General features: G+C 59.8%; 16 protein-coding genes and 1 other RNA gene. 11 read left to right on the forward strand and 6 right to left on the reverse strand.

Annotated elements, in window-relative coordinates; translation table 11 throughout:
• Window positions 1-2 precede the first annotated feature (2 nt).
• On the reverse strand, window positions 3-998 hold the full coding sequence (locus LAO20_06440) for a YpdA family putative bacillithiol disulfide reductase (protein ID MBZ5531050.1): 996 nt from the start codon (window positions 996-998) through the stop codon (window positions 3-5).
• A gap of 144 nt (window positions 999-1,142) precedes the next feature.
• Between LAO20_06440 and LAO20_06445 the strand changes: the two genes are divergently transcribed.
• From LAO20_06445 to LAO20_06460, 4 genes are all read left to right on the forward strand, one after another.
• On the forward strand, window positions 1,143-1,934 hold the full coding sequence (locus tag LAO20_06445) for an ABC transporter ATP-binding protein (GenBank protein ID MBZ5531051.1): 792 nt from the start codon (window positions 1,143-1,145) through the stop codon (window positions 1,932-1,934).
• On the forward strand, window positions 1,931-2,734 hold the full coding sequence (locus tag LAO20_06450; protein MBZ5531052.1) for an ABC transporter permease: 804 nt from the start codon (window positions 1,931-1,933) through the stop codon (window positions 2,732-2,734). Before LAO20_06445 ends, LAO20_06450 begins: the two co-directional genes overlap by 4 nt.
• A 208-nt stretch (window positions 2,735-2,942) precedes the next feature.
• On the forward strand, window positions 2,943-3,386 hold the full coding sequence (tnpA, locus tag LAO20_06455) for an IS200/IS605 family transposase (protein ID MBZ5531053.1): 444 nt from the start codon (window positions 2,943-2,945) through the stop codon (window positions 3,384-3,386).
• A gap of 838 nt (window positions 3,387-4,224) precedes the next feature.
• Entirely contained in the window at window positions 4,225-5,664 is a 1,440-nt protein-coding gene (locus LAO20_06460) for an aspartate ammonia-lyase (protein MBZ5531054.1), read from the forward strand.
• Window positions 5,665-5,706: 42 nt separating this feature from the next.
• On the opposite strand, the gene LAO20_06465 is transcribed toward LAO20_06460, so the two are convergent.
• From LAO20_06465 to ffs, 4 genes are all read right to left on the reverse strand, one after another.
• Entirely contained in the window at window positions 5,707-6,069 is a 363-nt protein-coding gene (locus tag LAO20_06465) for a four helix bundle protein (protein ID MBZ5531055.1), read from the reverse strand.
• 76 nt (window positions 6,070-6,145) lie between these two features.
• The gene (locus LAO20_06470; GenBank protein MBZ5531056.1) at window positions 6,146-7,141 is read right to left on the reverse strand and encodes a ketoacyl-ACP synthase III; all 996 of its coding nucleotides are present in this window, start codon (window positions 7,139-7,141) and stop codon (window positions 6,146-6,148) included.
• Between the two features lie 161 nt (window positions 7,142-7,302).
• Window positions 7,303-8,259, reverse strand: coding sequence for a hypothetical protein (locus LAO20_06475; protein ID MBZ5531057.1), 957 nt, complete (start codon window positions 8,257-8,259; stop codon window positions 7,303-7,305).
• Window positions 8,260-8,394: 135 nt separating this feature from the next.
• Window positions 8,395-8,493, reverse strand: an RNA gene (gene ffs / locus LAO20_06480) — signal recognition particle sRNA small type.
• An 86-nt stretch (window positions 8,494-8,579) separates the two neighbouring features.
• On the opposite strand from ffs, the gene LAO20_06485 reads away from it, so the two are divergent.
• Window positions 8,580-10,811: a DUF3488 and transglutaminase-like domain-containing protein gene (locus LAO20_06485; protein MBZ5531058.1), complete on the forward strand. Its 2,232-nt coding sequence runs from the start codon at window positions 8,580-8,582 to the stop codon at window positions 10,809-10,811.
• 48 nt (window positions 10,812-10,859) lie between these two features.
• On the opposite strand, the gene LAO20_06490 is transcribed toward LAO20_06485, so the two are convergent.
• Entirely contained in the window at window positions 10,860-11,408 is a 549-nt protein-coding gene (locus tag LAO20_06490; GenBank protein MBZ5531059.1) for a superoxide dismutase family protein, read from the reverse strand.
• An 88-nt stretch (window positions 11,409-11,496) separates the two neighbouring features.
• Here LAO20_06490 and rimO point away from each other — a divergent pair, with 88 nt between their 5' ends.
• From rimO to thpR, 6 genes are all read left to right on the forward strand, one after another.
• The gene (gene rimO, locus LAO20_06495) at window positions 11,497-13,044 is read left to right on the forward strand and encodes a 30S ribosomal protein S12 methylthiotransferase RimO (GenBank protein MBZ5531060.1); all 1,548 of its coding nucleotides are present in this window, start codon (window positions 11,497-11,499) and stop codon (window positions 13,042-13,044) included.
• A 168-nt stretch (window positions 13,045-13,212) separates the two neighbouring features.
• Complete coding sequence (locus LAO20_06500; GenBank protein ID MBZ5531061.1) at window positions 13,213-13,449, forward strand: DNA gyrase inhibitor YacG; 237 nt, start codon at window positions 13,213-13,215, stop codon at window positions 13,447-13,449.
• Window positions 13,450-13,732: 283 nt separating this feature from the next.
• Complete coding sequence (locus tag LAO20_06505; GenBank protein MBZ5531062.1) at window positions 13,733-14,230, forward strand: phosphatidylglycerophosphatase A; 498 nt, start codon at window positions 13,733-13,735, stop codon at window positions 14,228-14,230.
• Between the two features lie 9 nt (window positions 14,231-14,239).
• Window positions 14,240-15,313 (forward strand): gluconolaconase, encoded by a 1,074-nt coding sequence (locus tag LAO20_06510; GenBank protein ID MBZ5531063.1) that lies wholly within the window; start codon window positions 14,240-14,242, stop codon window positions 15,311-15,313.
• A gap of 27 nt (window positions 15,314-15,340) precedes the next feature.
• Entirely contained in the window at window positions 15,341-16,588 is a 1,248-nt protein-coding gene (locus LAO20_06515; protein MBZ5531064.1) for a competence/damage-inducible protein A, read from the forward strand.
• A 2-nt stretch (window positions 16,589-16,590) separates the two neighbouring features.
• Window positions 16,591-17,151 (forward strand): RNA 2',3'-cyclic phosphodiesterase, encoded by a 561-nt coding sequence (gene thpR, locus LAO20_06520; GenBank protein ID MBZ5531065.1) that lies wholly within the window; start codon window positions 16,591-16,593, stop codon window positions 17,149-17,151.
• Window positions 17,152-17,153 lie beyond the last annotated feature (2 nt).

Raw genomic sequence — 17,153 nt, forward strand, 5'->3', positions numbered from 1 at the left:
GATCACGCGCGATCCCGGCGATTCTTCAGGTCTTCAGCAATCTGCTTCCCGTGAAACCGTCCGTTCTCGATAAAAATCTCGCTGGTCTTGGCCCCGGACACCACCACCCCCGCCACATAAATCCCCGGCACATTGCTCTCGAAGGTCTGGGGATCGCACACCGGTCGCATTTCCGGACGCGTCAGTTCAATGCCCAGCGACTCCAGAAACTCGTAGTCCGGATGATATCCGGTCAAGGCAAACACAAAATCGTTCTTGAGCACGCGCTCGCCTTCGGGCGTCTTGATGCGCACCGCGTCCGCCGTGATCTCCAGCACACTGGAATTGAAATAAGCCGCCACCTCGCCGGCCTTGATGCGGTTTTCAATGTCCGGTTTGATCCAGTACTTCACGTTCTTGTGGATCTCCGGCCCGTGATGCACCATGGTCACGCGCGACCCGCGCCGCCACAGCTCCAGCGCGGCAATGGCCGCTGAGTTCTTCCCGCCGACGATCAGCACGTCCATGTCGTAATACGGGTGCGGCTCCTTGTAGTAGTGCATCACCTTGGGCAGTTGCTCGCCGGGAATGCCCATGTAGTTGGGACGGTCGTAATACCCGGTGGCGACCACAATCTTCTTCGCCCCATACTCATGCTCCCGGCCGTTGCGGTCGCGCGCGGTCACCTTGAATGCCCCGTCATAGCCGGTGACCGCCAGCACCTGCTGGTACTGGTGGACGCGCAGCTTGTAGTGCTGGGCCACGTTGCGGTAATACTCCAGCGCTTCATGGCGCGTGGGCTTCTGGTTGGCGCTGCTGAAAGGCAGATCGCCAATCTCCAGCAGCTCGGGCGTGGTGAAGAACGTCATGTTCGCGGGATAGTTGAACAGCGAGTTCACCAGGCAGCCTTTGTCCACCATCACGGCCGAAAAACCAGCGCGCTGCGCTTCAATAGCCGACGCCATGCCCGTGGGTCCGGCGCCGATGACCAGAACGTCAAAATGATTGTCGTACGGCATAATGAGTTCATATTCTACCTGTCGCCTGCGCAGGGCACTCAGCAAGCAGCAATTAGAACTATGCGATACGACCAGTTCCCTTTTCTCAAACACGCGTGCGCTCGGGCCGAGTGCGCTATCCTTGAGTCGCCCATTACGCGACCAATGCCAGCTCCCGCCCCAGACCCGCAAACGTCTCCGCCATCGAGTGTGCTCTCGGTGTCAGCGCTGTGCAAGACCTACGGGACCACAGTTGCCGTGGACAACATTTCTTTTCAGGTGGGCCGCAATGAGATCGTCGGGCTGCTGGGGCCCAACGGCGCGGGCAAGACGACCACCATCAACATGGTGCTGGGCGTGTTGCAGCCGACTTCCGGCAGCATAGAGATTGAAGGCCTGGACCTGGCGGCACACCGCTCGCGGGCGCTGGAGTACACGAACTTTGCGGCGGTGTACGCTCCCGTCCCCGGCAATCTGACCGTGCAGCAGAACCTGCGCATCTTCGGCATGATCTACGGCGTTAAAGACTTGTCGCATCGCATTGCTGAGCTGCTGCGGCAGTTTGATCTGGAGAAGTTTCGCGACGTGAAGTCCGGCGTGCTCTCTTCCGGGGAGCAGACGCGTGTGAGCTTGGCCAAGGCCATGCTCAACCGGCCGCGGCTTCTGCTGCTGGATGAACCCACGGCCTCGCTCGATCCCTCGGTGGCGCAGGAGGTCCGCACCAAGATCCGCGAATTTGCCGGCCTGGGCCAGGGCGGCGTGCTGTGGACGTCGCACAACATGTACGAAGTGGAGGAAGTCTGCCACCGCGTGCTGTTTCTCTCGCACGGAAAAATCCTGCTGGAAGGCGATCCCCGCACCCTGCCGCGCGAGCACGGCAAGCAGACGCTGGAGGAACTGTTCATCGCCCTGGCGCGCGAGCCGCTCGCCACCATGGAGGCCAGACTGTTGCCATGAAATTCACGCGCACTGCAGCCATCGTCCTGCGGCAGTTCTACCTGTTCCGCGGAAGCATCTCGCGCCTGGTGCCGCTGTTCGCCTGGGTGGGCATTGACATGGTGCTGTGGGGATTCATCACCCGCTATCTCAACAGCGTGGCTGCGCCGGGCTTCAACTTTGTGGCCACCATGCTGGGCGCCGTGCTGCTGTGGGACTTCTTTATCCGCGTGATGCAGGGCATCACCATGGCGTTCTTTGAGGACGTGTGGTCGCGCAACTTCCTCAACTTTTTCGCTACGCCGCTGCTCATCTCCGAGTACCTGAGCGGACTGGTGCTCTCCAGCATCGCCACCAGTTCGGTTGGCCTGGTGGTGATGATCGTGCTGGCCACCACGGCGTTCGGGCTGTCGTTCTTTGTTTACGGCGTGATGCTGGCGCCGTTTGTGCTGGTGCTGTTTCTTTTCGGGATTGCGCTGGGCATCTTCGCCATCGCCCTGGTGCTGCGGATGGGGCCGGCATCAGAATGGTTCGTCTGGCCGATTCCCGCGCTGCTCTCTCCCTTTGCCGGCGTGTTCTACCCGCTGGCCACGCTGCCCCACTGGATGCGCTTGATCGCCTACGCGCTGCCGCCCTCGTACGTGTTTGAAGGCATGCGGACGATCGTGGCCGGCGGTCCGATGGCGATTTCTACGCTGCTGTGGGGCGGGTGCCTGGCCGTGCTTTACATCCTGGTGGCCTGCTGGGTGTTCAAAGCGACCTACCAGCACGCCGTCCGGACGGGATTGATCGCGAGGTATAGCGCGGAGACGGTGAGCTAGGGGGCGGAACGCGTGGCCGTACGGTGTTGGCGTGTGCAAGTATGGAAGGGATGAGGTAGCGAACCCCATGCGCCAGCCCCAGCGGGGCGAACGAGCCTAGCCCGGGCGCGGAAGCCCCGGGTAACGGTGGCCGTTAGAGGCAGGAGCCCCGTAGGTGGCGACACGCCTCCACCAGGTTGTAAGATTACCGGCCTGCAAGAGAGGACACATGTCTCACAGCTACGCACAGAACCATATCCATCTGGTGTTCAGCACGAAAAATCGCGAGAAGCTCCTGGCCAGGGACTTTCTGCCGCGCCTGTGGGCTTACACAGCGGCCGTCTGCAAGAACCATGACCTGCTGACGTTTGCCGTAGGCGGCATGGAAGACCACATCCATCTCCTCTTCCGTTTGCCTCCCACCATGACGTTGGCCAACGCCGTGACCCTCATCAAATCCAATTCTTCAAAATGGATCGGGGAACAAGGCAAGAGCTTTGCGTGGCAGGAAGGATACGGGGCCTTCGCCGTGAGTTCCTCCAATGTTGCGGCCGTGATCAAGTACATTGATAACCAGGAAGCACATCACCGCAAGCTCAGTTTTGAAGATGAATTCATATCGTTGTTGAAAAAACACGGCGTGCCGTTTGATCCGAAATATGTATTTGGTTAGTGTCGCCGCCTACGGGGCTCCTCTTTCTTACGACCACGATTACCCAGGGCTTCCGCGCCTGGGCTAGGCTCGTTCGCCCCGCCGGGGCTGGTGCATGGTGGGTCAGCCAGCGTAGTGCCCTTGACAATTGTGTTTCGCATTTGCGAATGGGAAAGAGATGCCGTCTGGAAGCCCGCGTTGGCCCGAAGCTGGAAACCAAAACCAGGTTCTTAGCGACGACGGGCAGCCGCGCAAATACAATGGGCACAGGCAGGAGTGCCTGTGCCACACGGGTTTTCAAAAGTCTGCGATCCACAAATCTTCTTCAAAACCACAAAATGTGGGGATGATCTAAGGTGAGGCACAACTACATATTGTGGAGAGCTTATTTTCGACTGGCTTTCGATAGTGAGAGCCCGATTTTGCTTGCGTTCTAGGGTGATTTGTGATATGTTAAGTCATTTTAATACATAGAGTTATGCGGATATTGCGGATGGCGGAGAGAGCACAGGCAGAAGTGCCTGTGCCATACGTTTTTCGAGCGTCATCGCCGGGGATGACACGAGTTAAGTCCTTATTTTCCGGGGATGAAGGGGGAGGGGGTGGCGCGCAACGCGCGCCTGATCGCCGACATCGCCCGGAATCGCAACGTGATCGCCGGGATCGGAAACCCTGGACCGCAGAGGACGCGAAAGTCGCAAAGGAAGAGATTCTCAAAACCGGAATCTATCCGCAGATGAACGCGATACCGCAGATCGTGAAAGGGCAAATCGGGGAAGAGACCGACTGGGACGCTATAATTTCCAGTTTCGCTCAGCGCAACGGCGCTACCAGTCATTACTCTGAATTTGAGGACATCATGGCTACCCAGAACTTCCGCCAGGAAAAAGATTCCATCGGCATCAAAGAGATCCCCGCTGACGTTTACTACGGCGTGCAGACCGCGCGCGCGGTGGAGAACTATCCCATCTCCGGGATGCGGGCGCATCCTTCGCTGATCCGCGCCATCGGCATGGTGAAGTATGCCGCCGCCGAAGCCAACAAGTCGCTCGACCTTGTGGACTCCAAGCGCGCGGACGCCATCATGTCCGCCGCCAAGGAAGTCATGGACGGCAAGTGGAACGCTTCCTTCGTGGTGGACGTGTTCCAGGCCGGCGCCGGCGTCAGCTTCCACATGAATTCCAACGAGGTCATCGCCAACCGCGCCACGGAGTTGATGGGCGGTAAGCTGGGCGAATACACCGTCCATCCCAATGACCACGTGAATTACGGCCAATCCACCAATGACGTGTTTCCCACCAGCATGCGCGTAGCCACGCTGCTGGAGCTGGAAAAACTTTATCCCGTGCTGGACGCCCTGGCCGCAGCGCTCGAAGCCAAGGGAAACTCATTCCACAGCATCATGAAGTCGGGCCGCACGCACATGCAGGACGCGGTGCCCATTCGCCTGGGCCAGGAATTCGCCGCCTACGCGGTGGCGATGCGCAAAGCTCTGGGCGATATTCGCCATGCGTCGGATTCTCTGCGTGAACTGGGCCTGGGCGGATCGGCCGTGGGCACCGGCATCAACACCCATCCTGACTATCGCGCCAAGGCCGTTGCCAACTTGGCGAAACTCTCCGGCCAGAAACTTACGCCGGCCGACGACATGCGCTGGGCCATGCAATCGAATGCCTGCATGGCGCAGGTTTCATCGTCGCTGAGGAACCTGGCGCTGGAGATCATCCGCATCTCCAACGACCTGCGTTTGATTTCCTCCGGCCCCAACACCGGCTTTGCTGAAGTCAACCTGCCCGGGCTGCAGCCCGGCTCTTCCATCATGCCGGGCAAGATCAATCCCGTGATGCCGGAACTGGCGGCTATGGTGTCATTTCAGGTGGTCGGCAACGATGCGGCCGTGGCAATGGCGGTGCAGGCGGGTCAGCTCGAACTGAACGTGATGATGCCGACCATGGCTTACAACGTCCTGCAGTCCATCACCATCCTGACAAACATGTTGCACGTGTTCACCGAGAAGTGCATCAAGGGCCTTACCGCCAACGAAAAGCGCAACAACTTTTACGCGCAGAGCACCGTGTCGCTGGCCACGGCGCTGAATCCGTATATCGGATACCAGAAAGCGGCGGAGATTGTGAAGGAGTCCGTCGCCACGGGCCGCTCCATCATTGACATTGCCCGCGACAAGAAGCTGCTCAGCGAAAAGGAGATTGAAGAAATCCTTGATCCGGTAAGCATGACCGAACCGCAATATCCGAAAGAGGCGGCGAAGCATCGAGAAGAGGTGAAGGCGAAGAAGTAGCCTTCAGCGGTCAGCAGTCAGCATTCAGTAAACAAGATTTGATCACACGCGTTCCGAATCGATTTTCCGAAGAAGGGAAGCCAGCATTCGTTTTACTTCTTCGACCTGAGGTTGCATTCGTTCGTAGACGTCATTCTTGAGATATGTCAAATCTCTGGACAACATTAAGTGGTATTCGAGCTCACTCGCAGAACCCATTGCAATCTGTAGAAAGCGGTGGAGCTCTGCGTTTCCTGGGCGGCCACAACCTTCAGCAATATTGGCCGGGATGGACGAACCAGATCGGCGGATTTGTGAGACCAGTCCGAAAATCTCTTCTCGCGGAAAGGGCTTTGTGGCTTCATAGCACGCAAGCGCCAATACATGCGCCTTTTCCCAAACTTTCAAATCTCGAAAATCTTTCATTCTGCTTACCGTGCGTAGCTTTATTGCTGGATTGCTGGTTTGCTGATTGCTGACTGCTGAGTGCTGAGTGCTCTCTTCAACACGCCCAGCGGAACAGAGTCGCGCCCACGGTGAATCCGGCGCCTACGGCGGCCACCAGCACCAGGTCGCCTTTTTTCAAACGGCCTTGCTGGCGCGCCGACTCCAGGGCCAGCGGGATGGTCCCCGCCGTGGTGTTGCCGTACTCGCCGATGTTGATGATGATCTTATCTTCTTTCAGTCCCATGCGGTCGGCGGCGGACATGATGATGCGACGGTTGGCCTGATGCGGAACAAACAGGCCCAGGTCGGCGGCGGTGAAGCCGTTGCGTTCCAGAAGTGCGGCGGAAGACTCTGCCATTTTGCGGACGGCGTACTTGAACACCGCCTGGCCGTCCTGATGGACGAAGTGCATCTTCTTCTGCACGGTTTCGCAGGTTGCGGGATTCAAGCTGCCGCCGCCGGGCATGTTGAGCGAGCACGCGCCGGAACCGTCCACCTCATGGATGAAGTCAATGCAATAGTTGTCGTCGGTGGCCGGCTCAATCACCACCGCGCCCGCGCCGTCGCCAAAGATCACGCAGGTTGCGCGGTCGGTATAATCAATGATGGAGGACATCACGTCCGCGCCAATCACCAGAACCCGCTTATGCGCGCCGCTTTCCACAAACTTGATTCCGGTTTGCAGCGCGTACACGAACCCGGAACAGGCCGCGGAAATATCAAAACCCCAGGCGCCTTTGGCGCCCAGGCGGTCCTGCACCAGGCAAGCGGTGGCGGGGAAGAGCATGTCCGGCGTGACCGTGCCGATGAAAATGGCTTCAATTTCGCTGGCGGACATGCCTCGTTCAGCCAGGGCCTTGCGGGCGGCTTCCGTCGCCAGATGCGACGTGGCCACGCCTTTGTCCACAATGTGACGTTGCTTGATGCCGGTGCGCTCTTCAATCCACTGGCTGTTGGTGTCTACCATTTTTTCCAGGTCGGCGTTGGTCAACAATCGCGGAGGTACGTACGTTCCCAGGGCCGAGATTTTTGCGCGCACAAGGTTTCCCAATAGAGTTCTCCGGAGCGATGGAAATGAAACAGTTATTGTAAGCGGTTTAGGAAGCAAACGGTAGAAAGTTCAGGCGCCGAAGGCTTTCAGCCGCGCCTGTTTCATTCGGACCGAGCCAAGAGTCTCATTGCCGTCCCTATGATTCCGTTTAAGTACTGTGGCTAGCGACACTTTGCTTCTTTGACGGTGGTGCTCACCCAGGCTACTTGATCCGACTTCGCATAAAAAGATAGCCAATAAGGCCGGACAACCACCACTGTGATGACGGTTTTGCTTGCTGGTTTCCATCGGTAAACGTGCCGTGCTGGACTTTTTCTAACCTCGCGCAACACAGGAGTCTCATTCGAATAGAGCGATTTCAGCGATTCCATTGCGACACGTTGAGTATCGGTGAATGCCCAGGCGCGCTCTCCGCCGTCAGCCAGCTTTTGTTCAGCGATAACCTGCTTTGCAGGTTCGGTGTCAAAGCTACTGATGGAGATATGCCTTGCGTATCTGAGACTTTGAGACTTGCATCCCTCATTCTCATACCACCCAGACTCCGCCGAATAATCCAAATCGGATCTGGTATGTGGGGCAAACGCTTCCACGCGTTGAATGGCGAACAGACTGCAGCAACCCATGTGTCCGTAGCCTCGCAACGACTCGCCAGCCTCACCTTTTCCCGCAAAAAATGTGCCCGTCAAAGTAACCCTTACCGTAGTGTCACGTTCGCGTTTCAGTAACTCGGTAAACTGCTGGAATACCTGATCCCTCAGCAGCGGAATCTTGACTCCCTCAACGGTCAGCGTGTCCGAACGCGTATCCCGTCCGCCTTCACCTGGACAGCAGTACATTGTGCCCGATTCGACCGTACCTCCATACATGAGCCACAGCCAAAACCTAGTAGGCGTCGCAGGACAGTTCGGATCAGACAGAGCGAAGTCTTCAAATCCGTGCGTCACAAACCCAGACAATCGAATCAGTTGACGGTTGTAGGCGGCCGGGTCTTTTGCCAATTCGCAAAATGTTACCGTTCGCGGCTCTTGAGTAGCATCTGCAGAAGGTTGGGCAGACTGAGCAGACATTCCCGCTACGCCCATGAGCATTGCGAGCAACAGCTTTAAACTCAATTGCATAATCACTCTATATCTGAAACGAATCTGCGTTTTTATGAGGCTAGCCGCGAGGCCGGCTTGCGCGCCGAGCGGCCTGCATCAAGCGCAGAAGACCCTCAGCAAGTTGAACCCACGTTGGCGGTTTGCCGCGCAGCGGCAAAAAAGGATGTCCCGCAGCACACGCACTAGCCCGTTACCGTTGCTTCCTTCCGGACCTGGCGGGGTTGGCGGGATTACGTCGCGCGGGACCTATTGATTCTAGCACCTTCGCCACCTACCTCCGTTCGGCCGGCGCGCGCTTTCCGCTTTGCTCCCGCCGCGAATTCAAGCAGAATAACAGTGTGTCTTCCACTCCAGCAGCGCCGTCCTCTGCCGCGGTAGTCCCCAACCGCTTCGGCAGTGCCGACCGGTTCTTCCAGTGGTCGCTCTACCTGCTGCTGGCCACCGGGTTTGTGGCCCTCATGGGTACCAGCAAGCTGGACGCGCCCTCCCTGGCCCTGGTGATTCCGGCCCTGCTGTTTCGCGGCTACCTGCTGCTGATGCGGAAGTCGTTCAACATTTCCGAACGCTGGACCAGTTATCTGACTCTGGCCTATTTCGTTTTTTACGTCGCGGACTATTTCTACTTCTCCCAAAGTTTCGTGAACGCCACCGTGCACATGGTGCTGTTCAGCATGGTGATCAAGATCTTTTCCGTGCGCCGTGACCGTGATCTGATCTACCTGGCGATTCTGTCGTTCATGATGGTCTTGGCGGCCGCCGTGCTCACCGTGGACACGCTCTTCCTGCTGACGTTTTCCCTGTTCATCGTGGTGGCCATTGCCACGTTCGTCAGCCTGGAGATGCGCCGCTCAGAGGTTGAGGGCGTGGCGGCCGGGGTGCCTCCGCAACAGGATGGCCGTTTCCATCGCTCACTCGCCGGCGGCGCGGCGCTCCTGGGGCTGCTCACGCTGGGCGGCGCTGGATTGATCTTCCTTATCTTGCCCCGCGTCAGCTCCGCCGGATACCTGCATACCTTCACCAGCGAAGGCAGCATTGTCAGCGGCTTCAGCCAGGACGTTCGCCTGGGCGGCATCGGCACCATCCAGCAGTCCGCCGCGGTGGTGATGCACGTGCAAGTCACCTACGGCAAACTTCCGGCGGACGTGAAATGGCGCGGCACGGCCCTGGCTAATTTTGACGGACAGCGCTGGTGGAACGCCGCCGAGATCCCCGCCTACCGCGGCTTGAACAATGCTCCGCTGGACATTTCCCGCGTCGCCCCGGGAGCGTTTTACTCCGGAGCGGTCAGGCCGTCTCCGGTGCCGACGTTCCGCTATCGCGTGGTGATGGAGCCCATGGGGCTCAACTTGTTTTTCCTGGCCCCGGTGCCGACCAAGATCAGCGGCGACTACCGCGTAGTCGGCATCCTCTCGAACGGGACGGTCGCCGTGGGCCCGCCGGCCCCTGACGTACTGGTTAGCGCGGAACCGGAGACGGTGCAGACCATCGGCATCTACTCCGCGGAAGCCGACGCGCGCGATCCCCTGCCTTTCGTGCGCAATTCGGTGTCCAACGTCTATCCCGCGGCCATCGCCAACAGTTACCGCCAGTTGCCTTCGCGCCTGGACCCTCGCATTCCCGATCTGGCGCGCCAGGTCACCGCGGACGCTGATTCGAACTACGCTCGCGCCCGGGCCATCCAGGCTTACCTCAAGACCAATTATTCATACACGCTGGAGTTGCCGGGAGTGAACGCCCCAGATCAACTGGCGTACTTCCTTTTTGACCGCAAGAAAGGCCACTGCGAGTACTTTGCCACCTCCATGGCCATCATGCTGCGCACGCTGGGCATTCCCACGCGCGTGGTCAACGGCTTCCGCGGCGGAGAATACAACGACTTGATCGGCAGTTACATCGTCCGCGAGCAGGACGCGCATTCCTGGGTGGAAGTTTACTTCCCCGAATTCGGCTGGGTAACGTTCGACCCCACGCCTTCGCGTCCGGCGACGGCCCGGGTTGACCGTTGGGCGCGGCTGGGCCTCTACGCGGACGCGATGCGCGAGATGTGGCGCGAGTGGGTCGTAAACTACGACTTCAGCCACCAGATGAAGCTCAGCTCTGAACTCAGCGCCACCACGGGCAAGGCCCAGTCCTCATTCCGCGTCTGGCTGTGGCGCAAGTACCGCACTATGGTCCGCGCAGTTGCCGGCTGGCAGCGCCGCCTGGAAGCCATGACGCCGGGCGAAATGGCCTTCTGGTGCGTATTGCTGGCCCTGGCTCTGGCCATGCCGTTCTCTCCGCTGTTATGGCGAATGTTTCAACGCCGCCGCTCTTTGCGCAACCCGCAGCGCGCGCCGCGCACTTCCGCCAGCTTCTGGTACCTGCGCCTGCTCAAAAAACTTTCCCGCCGCGGCCTGCACAAGGAGCCCGCACAGACCGCCGAAGAATTTGCCGCGACCATCCCTGACCCGGCGCTGCGCGAAAACGTGGTCGTGTTTACCGCCCATTACGAGCGTGCCCGCTTTGACGAATCGGTGGACGACGCGGTGAAATTGCCGGAGTTGTATGAAGTGATCGCGGCGAAAAAATAGCCATGCCCCGCGAGAGAGCATGGCTTCCTTCCGATATCAAAGCTACTTCTACTTGGTAATCACTCCGCAGGCCACGCGGTCGCCGGCCGTGGCCGGATCGCTCTTCTGGTCGTCGGCCTTGGCGTGGATTACCAGCGCGGTACCGGCGCCGGTGAAGACCGAGTGCGCGTCGCTGCCCATGTTCACGCCCGGCGCCACAATCGTAGCCTTGGACTTGCCGTTGGCGTCCACGTTGAAGTCCGGCATGTCGCCGGCGTGCGGCCCGTCAGGGTTCTGCAGGCCATGCTTCTTGTTGTCAGGATTCAGGTGCCCGCCCGCGGACATGAACCCCGGGCCTTCACACTTGGGTGTGCCGTGAATGTGGATGGCGTGCTCGCCCGGCGTCAGGCCGTGGACGTTCAGCTTGATGGAAACCCCACTAGCCGCCGGCGACAGCGTGGCGGTGCCTACGCTCTTGCCATTCGCGTCGTGCAGTTGCACGACGATGGCTTTCGGCTTGGCGTCCTTGGCCAGCGCCGGCAGGACGAACAGCATCGCGGCCACGGCCAGCCCGGTCATGGCGACTGCGCTCAATTTAATCTTGGATTGCATAAGCATCTCCTCTTCAACCCGCCGATTGTACCTGAAACCGGCGGCATGGCCGGCAAACGGCCTGCCGTTTCGCAATGCTAAAATAGGGTATCGCATGCCGCCAGAGAACCTCACAGTAGCGCCTCCGCAGGAGCAGACTGCACATCGCAAAGCACCGTTGAAGGTGGGCTTTGTCAGCCTGGGCTGTCCCAAAAACCTGGTGGACAGCGAAGTCATGATGGGCCTGCTGCAATCCAGTGGCGGCGCGCAGATCACCACGCGCGCGGAAGATGCTGACGTGATCGTGGTAAACACGTGCTCGTTCATTGACACCGCCAAGCAGGAGTCGGTCAACACCATCCTGGAGATGGCCCAGCACAAAATCAGCGGACGGGCGCAGAAGTTGATCGTCGCCGGCTGCCTGGTGGAGCGGTATCGCGACGAAATCCAGAAAAACATTCCCGAAGTTGACGCCGTGGTCGGCACCGGTGAGCTGGAACAGATTCTGGCCGCTGCCGGAGTGGAGGTCAGCGGCGACTCCGCGGAAAGCGACTCTCCCTTTGTGATCCTGAATTCGATGCCGCAATCGGCCAGCTCCGCCAGCCAGGCGCTCAAATCTGGTATGCGTTCGCGGCCCGAAGGCGAAGCGCGCGAGCAGAGCGGGCGTTTCTCACGCGCCGAATGGGACGGCGCCATCGCCAGCCTGCCCAACTATCTCTACGACGAACACACGCCCCGCGTGCTGGCCACCCCGCGCGCGTCGGCGTACATCAAGATTGCCGAAGGCTGCGACCATCCTTGCGGCTTCTGCATCATCCCGCAGTTGCGCGGCAAGTTTCGCTCGCGGCATTTTGAGTCGGTCATCGCCGAAGCCGAGCGCCTGGTCGCCGGCGGCGTCCGCGAAATCACCCTCATCGGCCAGGACACCACCTGCTACGGCGAAGACCTGGGCCTGAAAGACGGCCTGCCCCTTCTGCTGCAGCGGCTGGCCGAGATCGAAGACCTGCGCTGGGTGCGCTTCCTCTACGCCTATCCCAACAAGATCACCGGACGGCTGCTGGAAACCATCGCGGCCAACGAAAAGATTTGCAGCTACATTGACGTGCCCTTGCAGCACGCGTCGGCGGACGTGTTGAAGCGCATGAAGCGCGGCGCAGGCGCGGAGATTTTCCTGAAGTCAGTGGAGAAGATGCGGCGCACGATTCCCGACCTCACTCTGCGAACGTCGTTCATCGTTGGCTTCCCTGGCGAAACGGGAAAAGATTTCGAAGAGCTGTGCGGCTTCGTCAAGGATGCCCAGTTTGACTGGCTGGGCGTGTTCAGCTATTCCGACGAAGAAGGTTCCGAGGCCTACCATCTGGAGAACAAGGTTCCGCCGCGCACGATTGAAGCGCGCCGCCGCAAGCTGATGCAGATCCAAAAGCAGATCAGCAAGAAGGCCAAACGCAAACTGATCGGCCGGCAACTGGACGTGCTGGCGCTAGGGCCGTCCGAGGAAACCGAGTTGCTGTGGGAAGGCCGCAGCCAGATGCACGCTCCGGAAATTGACGGTAAATTGTTCATCAACGACTTTGGCGACGCCGAAGCCGCCGAAGGCAAGTTCTATCGCTGCGAGATCACCGAAGCGCATGAATACGACCTGGTGGCGCGGGTGATTGAATAGAATTCTTGCGTGTCGCCCCGCAGGGGCTTGGCTGTTTTTTGCAACTTTCCCAGGCCTCACGGCCTGGGCTACCGTTATGACGCGCCTTGCGGCGCTTTTTGTGATCATGCCCTCTACGCTTAGAGGTTGCGTCGACAAAAAAGCCGTATTCTGCTTGAAGCTTTGTGTATGCCGAAGAAGAAGGTACGTTCGCTGCGTTGTCCTATCTGCCGCACCCTGGTGCTGGCCAGCGAAGAAAACTTCCCTTTCTGCAGTGACCGCTGCCGCATGATTGATCTGGGCAAATGGGCCAGCGGCGGCTACGTGATCTCCACCAAGATCAACGATCCGGAAGAACTGGAGAGCATCGCGGAGGAGCAGGCCAGACGGAAAGCTGAACCGGACGACGACTCGCACGAGTATTAGCCAGCCTTCACTTCTTACCCGGCCCACTTCTTGTGTATCCTTGACCCACCATGAAACGTATCACGTTGAGCGCTGACGGAAACCTGATCACTGAGGCTCGATCTGTCGCTCGGGCTCAAGGCAAAACCCTGAGTGCGGCGTTTCGCGAATGGCTTATCGAATACACGGAACAGCCTGCTTCGGCCTCTGAGGTCATGGGACTATACCGGCGATTGACGCATGTCAAAGCAGGCCGCCATTTCACCCGCCAACAAATGAACGAAAGATGATCTATCCTGAAGCCATGGGAACTTCCCTCACGCCCAAGGTTTCCAAATCGCGCGTCTCCTGGCTGGTCGCCACGTTCTTCGGCATCGGATATCTGCAGCCGGGTTCGGGGACGTGGGCGTCCGCCGTCACGCTCCTGCTGTGGTGGGCGGCGGCGCGGCTCATGGCTCCAAGCTGGGTGCTGCCGGCGGCGATTCTGCTTGCGGCGGCCATCACTCTGATCGGCATCCCGCCTTCCACCACGGTCGCGCGCGAAAGCGGGCGCAAAGACCCAGGCTTTGTGGTGATTGATGAAGTGGCTGGGCAGATGATCGCCATGATCGGCGCTCCCCTGAATTGGAAATACCTTCTGGCCAGCTTTATACTTTTTCGTAGCTTTGACATTGTGAAACCGTTCCCTCTGCGCCGGCTGGAACACCTGCCGGAGGGCACAGGGATTATGATGGATGATGTGGGTGCGGGACTCTACGCGCTGGTCCTGGTGCAGGCATTGCATTACTTTTTTGCGCGCTAGGTTATTTTCATGGGCATCTCTGATACTTTGCTGGGCAGAAAAAGCGCGGACGGCAATCCTTATATTGAGGCCATTGAGCCCGCAGCGGCGCTGCCCGGCGGCGAAGTCCGCATCCAGGGCAAGGCCCTGAAGCCTCCGCAACTGGAGCGCCCGGAAGTAAACTTCAGCGGCGTGCGCGGCTCCATCGTGATTGGCTCAGAGGAGTTCATCATCGCCCGCGTGCCCCACAAGGCGCTGTCCGGGCAGGTCACCATCCGCACCAACGGCCACGTGAGCAACTCGCGCGAGATCAGCATCGCCCAGCCGCTGGCGGAGAACCTGCATCCCGTATCAAACCCCGCGGTGGACGCCGACGGCAACATTTACGCCACTTACTCCGGCGGGCGCGGCCAGAAAGTCCCGGTAGCGATTTACAAAATTGACACCAATCACACCGTGCGCCCCTTCCTGACCGAGCTGATGAATGCTACCGGACTGGCTTTTGATAAACAGGGCCAGTTGTATGTTTCGTCGCGTTATGACGGCACGGTCTATCGCGTCACGCCCGGCGGCGCCATGAGCACCTACGCGGAAGGCATGGGCGTGGCCACCGGAATTGCCTTTGATCGCGAAGGCAGCCTCTATGTGGGCGACCGCACGGGGACCATCTGGCGCATCGCTCAAGACCGCCAGATTTTTGTGTTTGCCACGCTGGAACCCAGCGTCTCGGCGTATCATCTGGCGTTTTCGCCCAACGGGACGCTCTACGTCTGCGGCCCCACCACCGCCAGTTTTGACAGCATTCACACCGTGGACAACCACGGCACAGTCACCACCTTCTATCGCGGACTGGGCCGCCCGCAGGGCATGGCCTTTGACGCACAGGGCAATCTGTACGTCGCCGCTTCTCTCGCCGGCAAGCGCGGCATCGTGCGCATCACGCCGGACAAGAAAGCTTCTCTGGTCATCGCCGGATACAACCTGGTTGGGCTGGCCTTTACCCGCAGCGGCGGCGTGGTGCTGGCCACCAACACTCCCAACCAGAACGGCGAGGTCTACTATCTCTCGCTTTCTCCCGCCGTGCATCCGCTGTCGCTCATTTGATCTGCCTTCTCATTTAGACTGCTTGCTGTGAACGCCGAGATCATTGCCATTGGGTCAGAACTGCTCACGCCCTATCGGCAAGACACCAACTCGCTTTACCTTACGGACAAGCTCAACCAACTGGGCGTGGAAGTAAGTTTCAAGACCATCGTGGGCGACCGCCGCGCCGACCTGGTGTGCGCGGCGCGGACGGCGCTTTCCCGCGCTGACATTGTTCTGTTCATGGGCGGCCTGGGGCCGACGGAAGACGACCTCACGCGCGAGTGCGTAGCGGAAGTGCTGGGACGCAGACTGGTCCGCGACCAGCAGATTGTGGACTGGCTGCGCGCCCGCTTTGCCGAACGCGGCTGGAAGATGGCCGAGAACAACGAGCGCCAGGGCGACGTCATCGAAGGCGCGGAAATGCTTCCCAACAAGCGCGGTAGCGCTCCGGGGCAGTTTCTTCACCTGAAAGACTCGGGTGGCGAAGCCATCATCATTCTGCTGCCCGGCCCGCCGGGCGAGCTAACGTCACTTTATGAAGACCAATGCGTGGAGCGCCTGCGGAAGCTGGTGCCCTCGCGCAATATCGCCGTGCGCGAGCTCAAAATTGCCATGATCGGCGAATCCGCCGCCGACAAGCGCGCCGCGGCCATCTACACGCAATATAAAGATGTTGAGACCACCATCCTGGCCGGCTCACCGGGTGAAGTGCAGCTCCATCTGCGCGCCCAGGCCGACTCTCCGGAAACCGCGCGGCAACGCGTGGACGCGCTGGCGGCAGCGCTCGAAGACGAATTTGAAGACGCCGTCTACTCCACCCACGGTGAAAGCATGGAGCAGATCGTGGGCTACTACCTGGACATGCGATCGGCCACGCTGGCCGTGGCGGAATCTTGCACCGGAGGCATGCTGGCGGAGCGTATCACCTCCGTGCCGGGAAGCTCGCGATATTTTCTGGGAGGAGCCGTGGTGTATGACAACTCGCTGAAAACCGGCCTGGCCGATGTTCCGCCGCTGCTCATCGCCGAGCACGGCGCGGTCAGCAGCCAGGTGGCTATCGCGCTGGCGGAAGGCATCCGCGCGCGCTGCAAGGCGACGCTGGGCGTGGGCATCACCGGCATTGCCGGACCGGGCGGCGGGACGGAAGAAAAGCCCGTGGGCCTGGTCTATGCCGCGCTGGCCGACGGCGCCAAAACTGAAGTCGTCGAGCGCAAATTCTTTGGCGACCGCGAACGCATCCGAATGTGGGCCACGCAGCAAGCCATGGACCTGGTCCGCCGCAAATTGATGTGACCATGCGCATCTTCATCGCACTGGACATCCCCGGAGAAATCCGCGCCCGCATGACCGAATACATGGAGCGAGCGCGAGGTTATGCTCCTGGCGCGCGCTGGGCCCGGGCGGAAGGCCTGCACGTGACGCTCAAGTTTATCGGCCACGTGGGCGACGACAAGGTGGCGGAGATGAAGACGGCGCTTGCGGCAGTGAAGGCCGCGCCGTTTGAAGTTCGTTTTGAAGATGTGGGCTTCTTCCCCAGTCCCAATTCGCCGCGCGTGTTCTGGATCGGCGTACACTCCAGCGACGCTTTGCCTCAACTAGCCGCCGCGATTGACCAGGCCGTGGCCGAGCTCGGCGTTACTCGTGAAGAAAAACCATATCGTCCGCACCTGACGCTGGCGCGCGCGGGATCGGCTCAAGGCGCGAATCAGGAGCTGAAACAGTTGCAGATCTTTCTGCAGAAGGAAGCGGCGGCGCAATTCGGTACAATGACGGCGCGAGAATTCTGGATGTACCAGAGCCAGCCGCAAAAAGGCGGATCAAAGTACACCAAGCTGCAGAGGTTCGCGCTGGAATAGCA

This window comes from Terriglobia bacterium, from assembly GCA_020072815.1.
Taxonomy (GTDB): Bacteria; Acidobacteriota; Terriglobia; order Terriglobales; family Acidobacteriaceae; genus Angelobacter.